The sequence below is a fragment of the Oceanococcus atlanticus genome (assembly GCF_002088235.1).
GTDB classification, from domain to species: Bacteria; Pseudomonadota; Gammaproteobacteria; order Nevskiales; family Oceanococcaceae; genus Oceanococcus; species Oceanococcus atlanticus.
Genome location: NZ_AQQV01000002.1, coordinates 579,284 through 593,153, shown reverse-complemented (window position 1 = coordinate 593,153; position 13,870 = coordinate 579,284). Strand labels below are relative to the sequence as shown.

Here is a 13,870-nt window from a genome sequence, read left to right as displayed (position 1 = left end):
GTTCAGAACCACAAAGCGTAGATCGTACTCACCCCGGCCACGGCGCAAATCAGGTTCAATGGCAGGCCGACCTTGAGGAAATCAGCAAAGCGATAGCCACCGGGGCCGTAAACCATCAAGTTGGTCTGATAGCCCAGGGGGGTTGCGAAGGCTGCGGAGGCGGCAACCATGACGGTGAGAACGAAAGGTTGCGGTGCCAGGCCAGCGGCTTCGGCAGCACCCAGTACGATGGGTAGCGCCAGTGCTGCGGCGGCATTGTTGGTGATGAGTTCGCTGACTGCGAGTGTCATCAGGTAGCTGGCTATGAGCAGGCTTAACGGGTGGGTGCCGGCGACACTGAAGATGGCGTTGGCAATCAGGCTGGCGGCGCCCGATTCGCGCAGCGCAACACCCAGCGCCATGGCGCAGGCGATGGTCAGAAGAACCTGGGCATCCAGCGCACTCTTGGCCTGGTTGAAGCTCAGGCAGCGCGTGACCACCATGGCCATGGCCCCGACCAGCGAGGCTGTGAAAATATCGGTCAACCCGGTGGCTGCGGAGAGGATGACCGCCAGGATGATGGCGCCGGCGCGACGGGCGCCCTCGCGGTTGATCTGGTGTGATTCGGTGTCGGTGACGAGCAGAAAGTCGCGGTTGTACTTTTGCCGGCTCAGGAAGGCTGGGCGCGTTTCCAGTAGCAGGGTGTCGGCCGGCTGCAACCGGATGCCGCCAATATGGCCTTTGATACGGCGGCCTTCACGCGCGACACCAATCACCACGGCGCCGTAACGCTTGCGAAAATCGGCGTCGCCGATGGTTTGACCGATGATGGGCGATGAGGGCGACAGCACCACTTCAACCAGCTTGCGTTCCGGCGAGGATTCGCTCAGCGCCACCTTATCCGGGCTGTAGGCCCGCAGGCCGAGCATCTCCTGCAGCTGCAGGACGCCGCGCGTGTCGCCAACAAAAATCAACCGATCATCGGCTTGCAGGCGTTCTTCACGCGATACCGCGCTGATGACCTTGTCGCCGCGCACAATTTCGACCAGATACAAACCCAGGCCGCGGATGTCGCGCAATCCGGCTTGGGCAATGGTTTTGCCAACCAGGCCGCCGTCGGGGATAACGCTCATCTCGGTTGAATATTCGCGTGGGTCGCCAAAACTGTCTTCCACGCTTTGGTGGGTGGGCAGCAGATGGCGCCCGACCAGCCACATGTAGGTCAGGCCGCAGGCAGCGACGACCAGGCCAATCGGTGTGATGCTGAACAGGCCCAGGCTGTCATCGCCGGTCATGCTGGTATACAGCCCGGCGGTGACCAGGTTGGTGCTGGTGCCGATCAGAGTCAGGGTGCCGCCAAGGATCGCTGCGTAGCTGAGTGGAATCAGCAGCTTCGAGACTGCGATGCCGGTCTGACGCGACCAAGTGCTGATGGCCGGAATCAAGGTCGCCACAATCGGCGTGTTGTTCATGATGCCGCTGAGCAGCGTGACCGGGATCATCATGCGCAGCTGGGCGCCGAGTTCGTTGGTTGGGCGCCCGAGCACACGTGACGAGACCCAGCTGACACCGCCTGTGTTGCGGATGCCGGCAGCCACCACATAAAGAAAGGCCACGGTGGCGAGTCCGGGGTTGGCGAAGCCACTGAGCAGATCGGCATGGCTGATGATGCCCGAGGCCGCGAGTGCCGCCAGCGCAAGCAGCAGAATACGGTCCGGCGAGTGCCGGGTCAGAATCAGTGCCGCGAAGACCGCCAGGGTCAGGGCGAGAACGAAAAGAGCTTGCATTCAGCGGTAGGGCTTTAAGCTGTGGAACAATGCCGTCAACGCACGCATGTGCGTTGCGGCATGTTACCGGATTCGCCGTGAGAGCTTGCGATCGGGATGCCGCGTAAGCGGAAAATGGGTACACGTTCCACAGAGCCTGCCAAGCGATGGACAAATTTGACCGTATTTACGCCATGCACCGGATCCTGTCCGGGCGGCGTACGCCGATTTCGCATGAAGACCTTCAGCAGCAGCTGGAGTGCTCGCGTGCGACAGTGACGCGGACCCTGGAGTTGTTGCGCGATCATCTCAATGCGCCGCTTTTATACGATCGTGAGCGCAACGGCTATATCTACGCCGGTGAAGGTCGCAGCTGGGAGCTGCCCGGTTTGTGGTTGAGTTCGCGCGAGGTGGTGGCGCTCATGGCTGGCATCAAGTTTCTGGGCGAGTCCGGGCAGGGCCTGTTGTCGGAAATGGTGCGTCCGTTTCGTATGCGCCTGGAAGAGATTCTCAAGCAAAAACACATGGGTGCGGGTGAGTTGCTGCGCCGGGTCAAGATCGTTTCGACCAACACGCGTGATCAGGGGGCGTATTTCCAGGTTGTGGCCGATGCGACAGTGCGCCGCAAGAAGCTCAGCCTGGCCTATCACAGCCGCAGCGCCGATGAAGAATCGCTGCGCACGGTGTCGCCGCAGCGTCTGGTCAACTACCGCAACAACTGGTACCTGGATGCTTGGTGCCACAGCCGCGAAGGCTTGCGCACCTTTTCACTGGACAAAATCCGCTCAGCACAGCTAAGCAGCGAGGCGGCGCGCGAGTTGCCCGAGCATGAGCTGGACGCTCAGCTGGCTCACAGCTATGGCATTTTTTCAGGCAAGCCGACAGCCGAAGCAGATCTGCTTTTCAGCGCCCATGCCGCGCGCTGGGTGGCGACCGAAACCTGGCACCCCGAGCAGCGCGGTGAACCGTTGCAGGATGGGCGTTACCGTTTGCGGGTGCCATACGCGCAGAGCGCTGAGTTAATTGGAGAAATTCTGCGTTATGGCCCTGATGTCGAGGTTCAAGGGCCAGCAGATTTGCGTGCGGCGGTGCGAGCGCGTCTGGTTGATGCGCTGGCTCAGTACCCAGACTGACCCGCCGAGTTGGCGGCGCGCACCTGCTTAAGCAGCTCCTGGTTGTCGAGGCGGACTTTGTAGTCGGGATTGGCGTAGCGGTACTGGATGACACCTTCGCTGTTCACCACATAGACAGCCGGCACCGGCAGCAGGTGATGGTCTTGGCCAGAGGCCTTCTCAAGGTCAATGCCGTAGCCGCGGTACTTTTCCCGGGTCGTTGCATCGACCTCGAAGGCAATTCCAAGTGCGCGGATGAAGGCCGCTGAGCTGTCGGAAATTAAGGTGTATTCGGCCTTGTGCTCCTTCAGTCCAGCGCGCAGCGAGGCTGGGCTGTCCGGGCTGATTGCGATCAGGTGATAACCGAGCGCCTGCAAATCATCTTCGATCTTGCGCAAGCTGCTCAGATGCCGGTTGCAATACGGACACCAGCCGCCGCGGAAAAACACCAGCACGGCTGGCTTTCCGGCGAGTGCGGTGCGCGAGGTGGTCTCGCCCCCGTCCAGGGTCCGAACGGGAACGTCGGGCAGCTCGGTGCCGGCGTTCAGGGGGGTGACATCTTCGGCGCGTTGCGCGATGTCAGCAGCCAGAACAAAGGCGGGGGCAAATAGCATCAAGACGGTTATGGCAAAACGCATCGCGGGGCTCGTGATTGGGGCGTTGTGTTGACCGTGGATTTCGCTCGGCGTTCCTGCGGCTCAGAGTCTTGGAAGTAATAAGGGTTACCTTTCCTGTGCTTCTCTGTCAGAGCTGACCGATGTCGAAGTGCTTGAAAATAAGATTTAAAAGGCTTTGAGCTGTGCGGTTTGGCGTGTAACAATCCTTACCTTGTTATTCATATGTAGGTGCAGTCTTGGTCAGAAAGAGCCCTGCAGCGATCAGCCCTGCGATACAGGCACGTATCGAAGCGGCCGTGCTTGCAACGTTCTCCGAGCAGGAGTTCCACAAAGTCAGCTTGATTGAAATTGCACGCCAGGCCAATGTCAGCTTGCAGACCATCTACAAGTATTACGGCAGCAAGGAAGCGCTGCTGTTTGGCACGCTGGATACGCATTTGGGTGCCCTGGCGGGGCGCTTGATTGATCATCTGGAAGGCATTGAGAACTACGAAGACCGCATGCGTAAGGTGTTCTGGGTGATTCTCGACTACTTCGAGTCCAACCCACGGGTCGGCCGCATACTGGCCAGTTCGGTATATCTCAACACCTGGAGCCGCAATGACACCTTCCGTCAGCCTGAACTTTTTGCTGTGTTCACTCGCGTGCTTCGGGAAGGGCGTGACAAAGGCATATTGACCGACGAGGTTGATGAACGGGTATTGCTTGATCTGCTTCTAGGGTTTGCGTCCCGGGCCATCACCATGTGGGTGCTGCGTGGGCAGCCTGCGGGCTTGAGGGATCAAGCCAACCCGATGTTTCGTTTGCTGTGGCGCGCCATGCGCAAACCCGATATGTAGACCACGCCAGAGTGTGACGCTGTTGGCAGTTTGTGCTGGCGCCGGGGCAAACGCTGCCGTACTGTAGACCTCCTGACAACGACAGGGGGCGGCGCCGGCATGGGAAACCGGAGAGCGAATAACGACGCCTTGTGGCGTGCCGTTTTCGGCGGCGTTGCAAGCATCCGGGCCATCGCCCCATCAGGGTGGTGTGATCACTGATGGGGATGCACAGCCCGCCTTTTCCGCAAGTCACCTTCTGGGGAGTGCGCGGCACTTTGCCCGTTACCGGTCGCGGCAGCCTGCGTTACGGTGGCAACACCTCGTGTATCAGCGTTGAATTTGCTGACGGCGGGCTGTTCATCTTCGATGCTGGCAGCGGTATCAAGAGTTTCTCGGATGCCCTCAAGCGTGCCGGTCGAAAGCACATCAAGGCCCGCATATTTATTTCCCATCCACACATCGACCATATTCAGGCCTTACCCTTCTTCACCCCGTTGTTTGTTCAGGGGAATGTCTTTGATGTGCTCGGCCCGGCCCAGCAGGACAAGGGCATGCGCGAGCTTATTGCGGGGCAAATGGACGGGGTCTATTTTCCCGTAACCTTGAATGAATTCGCGGCCTCGGTGACCTACACCAACCTCGAACAAGGAGATTATGAGTTCGATGGTGTGCGTATGCGTACCTTGCGTTTGAACCATCCCGGTCACTGCCTGGGGTATCGCCTGGAATGTGGCGGTGCGGTGTTCTGCTACGTCACAGACAATGAGTTGTATCCGCCGGATAGCCCTGATTATGACGAAGCCTATCGTCAGCGCTTGGCCGATTTTGTGCGCGGTGCCGACTATCTGGTGACCGATACCACGTACATGGATGACGAGTACGCCGATGGCAAGCAGCACTGGGGCCATTCCAGTGTCAGCGAGGTGGTCGCACTGGCGCACCGGGCCGATATCAAGACCCTTTGCATCTTTCATCACGACCCTGATCAGGATGATGACGCGATTGATCGTAAGCTGGCCTTTGCCCGTGCACAGATGGCGCAACTGGGCTCATCAACCCGGGTGATTGCGCCGGCCGCTGGTGATCAGCTGGATTTAAGCCCGACTTAAGCCCGGCCGGTCGAGGATCTGAGGGGAATTGACCGCTTGGTCTGCGCCCCGATGTTACCGTTCGGTAAACTAGCGTTTTTGCTCGCGGATCCTCGTACATGACGACCTCGCCATATCCTCATTTGCTGCAACCTCTGGACCTGGGCTTCACCACGCTGAAAAACCGCGTGCTGATGGGCTCCATGCACACCGGTTTGGAGGATTTCTTCTGGAACTACCCCAAACTTGCGGCTTACTTCGCCGAGCGTGCACGTGGTGGCGTGGGCCTCATCGTAACTGGTGGGATTGCACCGAATCGCAATGGATGGGTCTCGCCGCTGGCTGGCGAGTTGTCCAGCAAGCGTCATGTTCTGCCACACCGCATGGTGACCAATGCGGTGCACAAAGAAGGCGGCAAGATTTGTATGCAGATCTTGCACGCCGGGCGTTACGGCTACCATCCGTTTTCGGTGTCTGCATCACCGGTCAAATCACCGATCACGCCGTTCAAGCCGCGTGGTTTGTCGACCCGCGGGGTTGAAAAACAGATCGACGACTACGTGCGTTGCGCCGAGTTGGCCAAAGAGGCCGGCTACGACGGTGTTGAGGTGATGGGCTCGGAAGGCTATTTCATCAATCAGTTCCTGGTCGAGCGCACCAACAAACGTGATGACCGCTACGGTGGCAGCGTGGAAAATCGCCAGCGTATCGCGCTGGAAATCGTCTCACGCATGCGTGAAGCGGTGGGCCGTGATTTCATCATCATCTTCCGTCTTTCGATGCTGGATCTGGTCGAAGGCGGCAGCGAATGGCCGGAGATCGTGCAGCTTGCCCAGGGGCTGGAGGCTGCCGGCGTGACCATCATCAACACCGGGATCGGCTGGCACGAAGCGCGCATTCCGACCATCGCCACTCGCGTGCCGCGGGCCGGTTTCGCTTGGGTGACGGAAAAGATGAAGGGGTCGGTGAATGTGCCGCTGTGCACCACCAACCGCATCAACATGCCGGACGTGGCTGAAAAGATTCTGGCCAGTGGCCAGGCCGATATGGTGTCCATGGCACGGCCATTCCTGGCCGATGCGGAGTTCGTGCGCAAGGCTGAAGAGAATCGCGCCGACGAGATCAACACCTGCATCGCCTGCAACCAGGCCTGCCTGGATCACACCTTCCAGATGAAGAAGTCGACCTGCTTGGTCAACCCGCGTGCGTGCAATGAAACCACGCTGAACTTCATGCCGACCAACAGTCGCAAGAAGATTGCCGTGGTCGGCGCTGGTCCGGCTGGCTTGGCGGCTTCTACCAACCTGGCACGTCGCGGTCACGAGGTGGTGCTGTTCGATGCCGCCGATGAAATTGGCGGGCAGTTCAACATCGCCAAGCGCATTCCAGGTAAGGAGGAGTTCCACGAGACACTCCGTTACTTCGGGCGCCAGATCGAACTGACGGGCGTGGATTTGCGTCTGTCGACGCCGGTTAATGCCGAGGCACTGTCCAGCGGTTTTGATGAGGTCATTCTGGCCACCGGTATTACGCCGAGAACGCCTGGGATCGAGGGTATTGAGCACCCCAAAGTGCTGAGCTATATCGACGTTCTGCTCAAAGGCGCCAAAGTGGGCAAGAAGGTCGCCATCATCGGGGCTGGCGGGATTGGTTTCGACGTGGCCGAGTATCTTTCGCATGACCATTCGCCGGCCGAATCCGCAGAAGAATTCTGTTCCGAATGGGGCGTGGACATGAGCCTGACCCAGCGCGCCGGTTTGACCGCAGCCCAGGTCACGCCGTCGCCGCGTGAAATCTGGTTGTTACAGCGCAAGGACGAGCAAGTTGGCAAGCGCCTGGGCAAAACCACCGGCTGGGCGCATCGCCTTTCGCTCAAGCATAAGCACGTCAACATGATGCCGGGCGTGAGCTATGAACGGATCGATGACCAAGGTTTGCACATTCGTGTGGGCGATGACGTTCAGGTGCTTGACGTTGACCATGTGGTGATTTGTGCCGGGCAAGAACCGCGCCGTGATCTGCTGGATGAACTGCAGCAGGCCGGTGTGCAAACGCATCTGGTGGGCGGCGCCGACGTTGCCGCGGAGCTCGACGCTAAGCGCGCCATTTTGCAAGCCAGCCAGCTCGCAGCGCGACTCTGAACCGTGAATGAATCAGCGCCAGCGGCCCTTAGGCTGCTGGCGCTGGACTCAAACCAGACTGATTGGCCTTGGCGACCTATGCGCTAAGGCACAGGCGCACGCAGATCAGAACAGGGTCGTAAGGCTTAACATTTGCTGAACCGCTTCGCTGCTGATCGCCGGTACGCTGGCCAGCGCCTTAAACGCGATCAGCTGGCCTATACCCACGCAGAAGCCCAGGGCAGCGCCGACAGCGATGAGTATCCACTCATCCTCTTCAAAGGCAGGGCGCAGCATCTCCTCGAACTCGTCCGGCGGTAGATCACTGAGCCGCCCCGACAGGGTGTTGGCAATGTCCATCGCCTCGGTTGCATAGGCGTCAACCGAGCGCACGGTGTCGGGCAGCTTCTCAACGATGCGCTCGACCGCCAGGTTTTTCATGTCAATGTAGCGCTTGGTGCCAATGGTCCAGGCCACGAACGGTTTGGCCATGCCGGACTGGGCGTCGATCACGCGTTTTACATGCTTGGCAATCATGTGGAATACACGATCGGCGTAGGGCCCTTTGAGTACCGCCTCAATGATGTTGGAGGGGGTTACGATCTCGTCGGCAATCAGTTTGGCGTAATCGCGCGAGACTTCCGGCTGGCGTTTGTGGAACAGCCCCTGAATACGCAGTCCGCCAATCTTGATCGGCGTTTGTGGGCGGAATATCAGCTTGAGTGCAATGAAGTTGGTCAGATAACCCACGGCCAGGCCGAACAGTGGAAGCTGGTAATCCCCTTTGTAGAAGGTCCAGGCGACCATCTGAATAACACCGAATATAAACCCGAAATAGAAGCCAGAGTGGCCGATGAACTGGAACTCGCGCCGGCCGGTTTCCTGAAAGATTTTGTTGATCAGCTGTTTGTCACGCGCCAGCGTGGTCACCACCATGTCGGTGAGGTCGAACATCTCGGTGACGTTGTCGCGCAAGCTGGCCATGACCGCCTCAACCACTTCCGGCGCATCATCCTTGACCCGTTTGATGATCAGGTTCTTGGCCGTGACCGGCAAGGTTTCCCACAAGGCCGGTTCGTATTCGTACATCACCTCTTCGACGATCTGATCGACCAGTTCCAGGATCGGACCACTGATCTCCTCGGTGACCTGTTTGGGATCCAGGCGCTCGAATATTTCCTGCTCGCTGACCAGTTGCGGCACGATGGTGTTGCAGGCGATGGTGGCCATCTTCCCGGCTTTGCGCGGCACGATGCCCTGCCAGCCCAGGAACGGCGGCTTGCCGAAGAATTCCAGTGGGTGGAACATCATTTTTATGGCGACCACGTTGGTCACATAACCGACCAGCCCGCTGGTGATGGGCATGGAAAGGTAGAGCCACATATTGGCCTGAAAATCAGACCACGCTGCTTCGAACATGGGCGAATCCGCTTGCTGTCAGTGGGGCAGGGGTTATTCGTCAGGCGTTGCTTTGGCCGGGTCGCAGTAGGACCACAAATCCCGACCGAGCGGTGCAATGCGCAGGGTCCGACGCTGTGTTCTGACATTGCGATTGTGCTGCGACAGTTCGCGCACCATGCCGCTGACACGCGGGCTGGCTTCCAGAATCTGATACTTCATTTCCAGATCGCGGTTCTCGCTGGTGATTTCGACCAGGCCCAGGTTGTAAAGGTGGGTGATATAGGCTGGGACGTAGTCACGCAGTTTGATCGGGGCGCCGCGTTCGATCGAGCAAAAATTACGCGCCGCGACGCGGGTGCCGGTCCGCAGAGTGCCGACCGTGATATTGACCAAGGCAAACTCGCTGTCATCGGAAAGCGCCGCCAGCATGCAGGCCTCGTCCGAGGTCAATTGCAGCAAAATGGCGGTGTACAGCGCGCGTTGAGCGGCTTCGCGATCCTGCTCGGTGGATTCGTCAAGCAAGGCGGACAGTAGTACGCGCGGGTGAGTGCGCTGAGACAGGGTGCGCGATGTGGTGTCGCCGGGGCTGGGTGTTGGCGGGTTGACCGCATCCAGCCGGTTCTTGAGTTCGGTCAGGGCGAAGTGCTCAATGCCTTCATAGGCTTCTCGAGCAAGGCCAGCGCCGGGCAAACGTGCTGCCAAATCGAACAAGCGTGGCCGCCGCTCGGCGCGGCGGATGCGCGTATCGGCTTTTTGTAACTCTGACATCTTCCCCTCCTGAACAGGGTGGACTCTGGCGGACGGTCCTTTTCCCATGCCCAATGTAACGTGACGACCCAAGAACGCAATTTAGCCATGAAATGATGGCACAGTTCGGCGTTCGGGGCTGCAGTTGCGGGCGCTTGGGATGCGCCTTTTGAGCGTGGTTAGGCGTCCAGCATCTGTTTGAGATATCGCCCGGTGTGCGAACCCTCCACCTGGGCAACCTGTTCGGGCGTGCCGCAGCCCACGATACGGCCACCACCATCACCGCCTTCCGGGCCCAGATCGACAATCCAGTCGGCGGTCTTGATCACGTCCAGATTGTGTTCGATCACGATCAGTGTGTTGCCGTGATCACGCAGCCGGTGAAGTACCCGCAGCAGTTGCGCAACATCGTGGAAATGCAGGCCGGTGGTCGGTTCATCAAGGATGTACAGGGTGCGCCCGGTGTCGCGCCGGGACAGCTCCTTGGCCAGCTTGACGCGCTGGGCTTCGCCGCCGGACAGGGTGGTCGCATTCTGGCCCAGGGTGATGTAGGTCAGGCCCACATCCAGCAGGGTGTCGAGCTTGCGCTTGATCACCGGCACCGCGCTGAAAAACTCGGCAGCTTCCTCCACCGTCATGTTGAGCACGTCGCTGATGGTTTTGCCCTTGTACTTGATGTCCAGGGTTTCGCGGTTGTAGCGACTGCCGTTGCAGACCTCGCAAGTCACGTAGATGTCGGGCAGAAAGTGCATTTCCACCTTGATCACGCCATCGCCCTGGCAGGCCTCGCAGCGACCGCCTTTGACGTTGAAGGAAAAACGACCGGCCTTGTACCCGCGTGCGCGCGATTCCGGGGTGCCGGAAAACAGTTCGCGTATGGCGGTGAACACGCCGATGTAAGTTGCCGGGTTGGAGCGGGGCGTGCGCCCGATCGGGCTCTGATCGATACCGATGACCTTGTCAAGCTGATCAAAGCCGTCGATGCCCGCACATGGAGCTGGGCGCGTGGTGGCGCGATTCAGGGTTTTGGCCGCGGCCGGGTACAGGGTGTCGTTGACCAGCGTCGATTTGCCCGAGCCGGACACCCCTGTGACGCAGGTCAGCAGACCGAGCGGAAATTCGGCGGTGACCTCGTGCAGATTGTTGCCGCTGGCCTGATTGACCCGCAGCATGCGGTTGCTGTCAGCCGCCGTGCGCTCATGCGGAATGGCGATCTCCAGCGCGCCGGAGAGGTATTTTCCGGTCAGTGAATCCGGGCAGGTCAGAATGTCCTTGAGCGGCCCCTGAGCGACCACTTCGCCGCCGTGCACGCCGGCCCCGGGACCGATGTCGAGCACATGATCGGCAGCCCGGATGGCTTCTTCGTCGTGCTCGACGACCAGCACGGTGTTGCCCAGATCACGCAGGTGAATCAGGGTGTCGAGCAGGCGCTGGTTGTCGCGCTGATGCAGGCCGATGGATGGCTCGTCCAGCACGTAGAGCACGCCGACCAGACCGGCGCCGATCTGGCTGGCCAGACGGATGCGTTGGGCTTCGCCGCCGGACAGGGTTTCTGCCGCGCGGTCCAGGCTCAGGTAGTCGAGCCCGACATTGTTCAGAAACTCCAGCCGCAGCACGATCTCCTTGAGGATGCGGGCCGCGATTTCGGCCTGCTGGCCAGCCAGTTGAAGCTCGGAAAACCAGCCGATCGCTTCGCGGATCGACAGCCGGGCGATGGCCGGCATTGCCGTGTGTTGAACGCGCACGCTGCGGGCGGCGCGGTTGAGGCGCGAGCCAGCGCAGCTGGCGCAGGGTTTTTCCGAGCGGAATTTGGCCAGCTCCTCTCGCACCATCTGTGACTCGGTTTCGTGGTAGCGCCGCTGCATATTGTTGAGGATGCCTTCAAAGGCATGGCGCTTTTCACGGAAACCGCCGCGTGCGCGCGGATATTTGAAGGCAATACGCTCGCTGCCGCTGCCGTACAGGATGGCCTCGCGAACCTTGGCGGGCAGGGTGTTGAAGGGGATATCCGGATCGAAGTCGTAATGCTCGGCAAGACCGCGAATGATCTGGAAGTAATAGCCGTTGCGGGCATCCCAGCCGCGAATGGCGCCCTCCGACAGGCTCAGATCCGGGCGCGTGACCACGCGTTCTTCATCGAACACCGACTGCGTGCCCAGGCCGTCGCAATCCGGGCAGGCGCCGTGCGGGCTGTTGAAGGAGAACAGCCGCGGTTCCAGCTCCTTGATGGCGAAACCGCAATGCGGGCAGGCGAAGCGGGCCGAGAACAGCAGTTCTTCGGCATCATGCCGATAGGGCACCACCTGAACCAGGCCATCGGACAAGCGCAGCGCCGTTTCAAACGATTCAGCCAGGCGCTGGCTCATGTCCGGGCGCACTTTGAAGCGGTCGACCACCACTTCGATGTCGTGCTTGACCTTAGGGTTGAGCGGCGGCGTGTCGTCCAGCTCGACGACCTCGCCGTCGATGCGTGCGCGGATGAAGCCCTCGCTGCGCAAGCTGTCGAGCAGTTTGTCGTGTTCGCCCTTGCGCCCGCGCACCACCGGCGCGAGCAGTAGCCATGCGGTTTCCGCCTCCTGGCGCAGCACCGTGTCGACCATCTCGCCAATGGTCTGCGCATTCAGCGAGACATTGTGATCCGGGCAATACGGTGTGCCGATGCGGGCGTACAGCAAGCGCATGTAATCGTAGATTTCGGTAACCGTGCCAACCGTCGAGCGCGGGTTGTGCGAGGTTGATTTCTGCTCGATGGAGATGGCCGGCGAGAGACCGTCGATACGGTCAACATCCGGCTTCTCCATCATCGACAGAAACTGCCGGGCATAGGCCGACAGTGACTCCACATAACGTCGTTGCCCCTCGGCATAGATGGTGTCGAAGGCCAGAGACGATTTACCTGAACCAGACAGGCCGGTGATCACGACCAGCGCGTCGCGCGGGATGTCGAGATCGACATTTTTCAGGTTGTGCGTACGCGCACCACGGATTTCGATGGTTTGCATCTGAACAGGTCACGGAGCTGATGAGCCGGCAATCGGTCGATCGCGGCTTTGAACCGTGCAGTGTGCATCAGAGCTGTGTCATTTCGCCAGCCAGAAACGGGCCGCGAACACCGATCGGAGGACTTCGCAGAATCCCGTGAAGCAGATCACAGTCGCCCGGATGGACCAACACTAGACTATCGGTCACGAGCTGTGGGGAACAGCTCACAACCCTTTCGGAGGACATGAAATGAAACAGCATTCGAATTTGCGTGATCTGAGCTTGGCTTTGACTGCAGCGTCTGCACTGGCGGCTTGTGGCGGCAGTGGCGGCGGTGGTGGCGGTGGTGGCGGCGTCAATTCCGACACCAAGGCAGCGCTCGCAGGTGTGGCGGCGCTGAGTCTGGCCCAAACCGGCATTTCCATGGCCGATCAGGCTGAGGAAGATCAGCAGATGGCCAAAGCCAGTCAAACTGAGCAGTGCGACAGCGGCAGTCTGACCACCACCGATGAAACCGGGCCGGGCCCCAGCGGCAATCAGGCTTCGCCGTACCACAGCGGTGATTTCACCAAGAGCCGGATTGAGGCAGACAACTGCCGTTTGTCCTCCAGCGAAGGTGGTTTTTCGTTTGAGTCCTTCACCGATGGCGATATCGAGTTCGGCGATGCGGCCAGCGAAACGGTCAGCTATATCGTGGCCGACAACTATGTGTCGCAGATGAGCGGCAGTTTCTTTGGTGCCATCGATATGGCCATGGACGGCACCATGCATCTGTGTGATGGCTGTGCCAATCCGGAAGATGCTGAATCCGACATCGAAATCAAAGCCTTCATGAATATGGACATGACCTTCGATGGGCAGCGCTTCATTATGACCATGGGCAGCAGCCTCAGCGATATGCTGAGTATGAGCTCGGCTGGTGAAACGGGTGGCACTGGCACGCATGTGATCAATGGCCGTATGAAGAGTGAAGTGGTGGGCACCAGCTGCTCGTTTGATGCCACCTACGAAACCATCCAGCCGATGGTGACCAGCAACACCTACACCGAAAATGAAACGGTGGTGAGCGGTGACTTTCAGATCACCATTGCTGGCAGCGGCAGCCATCGTGTGGTGATTTCCAACGGCGTGGTCAGCGTTGACGGCGTGGTCTTCAGCGAAGAAGAACTTGCCGCGATTGAAGACGACTGCGACTTCGGCATGGAAGAATAAATTTCAGTGCTGGAAAAACCGCCCC

General features: G+C 59.7%; 10 protein-coding genes. 5 read left to right on the top strand and 5 right to left on the bottom strand.

Translation table 11 applies throughout. The features are described 5' to 3' along the window. Nucleotides 1–2: 2 nt before the first annotated feature. Entirely contained in the window at nucleotides 3–1,766 is a 1,764-nt protein-coding gene (locus ATO7_RS09855; RefSeq protein ID WP_083561564.1) for an SLC13 family permease, read from the bottom strand. A gap of 146 nt (nucleotides 1,767–1,912) precedes the next feature. Here ATO7_RS09855 and ATO7_RS09850 point away from each other — a divergent pair, with 146 nt between their 5' ends. Further along, on the top strand, nucleotides 1,913–2,878 hold the full coding sequence (locus ATO7_RS09850) for a helix-turn-helix transcriptional regulator (RefSeq protein WP_083561563.1): 966 nt from the start codon (nucleotides 1,913–1,915) through the stop codon (nucleotides 2,876–2,878). Here ATO7_RS09850 and ATO7_RS09845 read toward each other — a convergent pair. Next, complete coding sequence (locus ATO7_RS09845; protein WP_083561562.1) at nucleotides 2,863–3,495, bottom strand: peroxiredoxin-like family protein; 633 nt, start codon at nucleotides 3,493–3,495, stop codon at nucleotides 2,863–2,865. The two genes, ATO7_RS09850 and ATO7_RS09845, sit on opposite strands and share 16 nt — an antisense overlap. A 215-nt stretch (nucleotides 3,496–3,710) precedes the next feature. Here ATO7_RS09845 and ATO7_RS09840 point away from each other — a divergent pair, with 215 nt between their 5' ends. From ATO7_RS09840 to ATO7_RS09830, 3 genes are all read left to right on the top strand, one after another. Continuing rightward, nucleotides 3,711–4,313, top strand: a complete 603-nt coding sequence (locus ATO7_RS09840; RefSeq protein WP_083561561.1) for a TetR/AcrR family transcriptional regulator — start codon at nucleotides 3,711–3,713, stop codon at nucleotides 4,311–4,313. A 200-nt stretch (nucleotides 4,314–4,513) separates the two neighbouring features. Next, complete coding sequence (locus tag ATO7_RS09835) at nucleotides 4,514–5,404, top strand: MBL fold metallo-hydrolase (RefSeq protein ID WP_083561560.1); 891 nt, start codon at nucleotides 4,514–4,516, stop codon at nucleotides 5,402–5,404. 98 nt (nucleotides 5,405–5,502) lie between these two features. Further along, nucleotides 5,503–7,524 carry an NADPH-dependent 2,4-dienoyl-CoA reductase gene (locus ATO7_RS09830; protein WP_083561559.1) on the top strand — a complete coding sequence of 674 codons (2,022 nt, stop codon included), beginning with the start codon at nucleotides 5,503–5,505 and terminating at the stop codon, nucleotides 7,522–7,524. 105 nt (nucleotides 7,525–7,629) lie between these two features. Here the strand turns inward: ATO7_RS09830 and ATO7_RS09825 are convergent, their stop codons facing one another. The 3 genes from ATO7_RS09825 to uvrA form a co-directional block, all read right to left on the bottom strand. Beyond that, complete coding sequence (locus ATO7_RS09825) at nucleotides 7,630–8,922, bottom strand: DUF445 domain-containing protein (protein WP_083561558.1); 1,293 nt, start codon at nucleotides 8,920–8,922, stop codon at nucleotides 7,630–7,632. Nucleotides 8,923–8,955: 33 nt separating this feature from the next. Then, nucleotides 8,956–9,672 (bottom strand): Abi-alpha family protein, encoded by a 717-nt coding sequence (locus ATO7_RS09820; RefSeq protein ID WP_158523144.1) that lies wholly within the window; start codon nucleotides 9,670–9,672, stop codon nucleotides 8,956–8,958. Between the two features lie 158 nt (nucleotides 9,673–9,830). After that, nucleotides 9,831–12,653, bottom strand: coding sequence for an excinuclease ABC subunit UvrA (uvrA, locus tag ATO7_RS09815; RefSeq protein ID WP_083561556.1), 2,823 nt, complete (start codon nucleotides 12,651–12,653; stop codon nucleotides 9,831–9,833). Between the two features lie 229 nt (nucleotides 12,654–12,882). On the opposite strand from uvrA, the gene ATO7_RS17020 reads away from it, so the two are divergent. Then, complete coding sequence (locus tag ATO7_RS17020) at nucleotides 12,883–13,845, top strand: hypothetical protein (RefSeq protein WP_083561555.1); 963 nt, start codon at nucleotides 12,883–12,885, stop codon at nucleotides 13,843–13,845. The last annotated feature ends 25 nt before the right edge of the window (nucleotides 13,846–13,870 follow it).

Bases quoted from the DNA above. Each gene is read 5' to 3' on its own strand.
- ATO7_RS09855 (WP_083561564.1), bottom strand. From the start codon at position 1,766: ATGCAAGCTCTTTTCGTTCTCGCCCTGACCCTGGCGGTCTTCGCGGCA.
- ATO7_RS09850 (WP_083561563.1), top strand. From the start codon at position 1,913: ATGGACAAATTTGACCGTATTTACGCCATGCACCGGATCCTGTCCGGG.
- ATO7_RS09845 (WP_083561562.1), bottom strand. From the start codon at position 3,495: ATGCGTTTTGCCATAACCGTCTTGATGCTATTTGCCCCCGCCTTTGTT.
- ATO7_RS09835 (WP_083561560.1), top strand. From the start codon at position 4,514: ATGGGGATGCACAGCCCGCCTTTTCCGCAAGTCACCTTCTGGGGAGTG.
- ATO7_RS09830 (WP_083561559.1), top strand. From the start codon at position 5,503: ATGACGACCTCGCCATATCCTCATTTGCTGCAACCTCTGGACCTGGGC.
- ATO7_RS09825 (WP_083561558.1), bottom strand. From the start codon at position 8,922: ATGTTCGAAGCAGCGTGGTCTGATTTTCAGGCCAATATGTGGCTCTAC.
- ATO7_RS09820 (WP_158523144.1), bottom strand. From the start codon at position 9,672: ATGTCAGAGTTACAAAAAGCCGATACGCGCATCCGCCGCGCCGAGCGG.
- uvrA (WP_083561556.1), bottom strand. From the start codon at position 12,653: ATGCAAACCATCGAAATCCGTGGTGCGCGTACGCACAACCTGAAAAAT.
- ATO7_RS17020 (WP_083561555.1), top strand. From the start codon at position 12,883: ATGAAACAGCATTCGAATTTGCGTGATCTGAGCTTGGCTTTGACTGCA.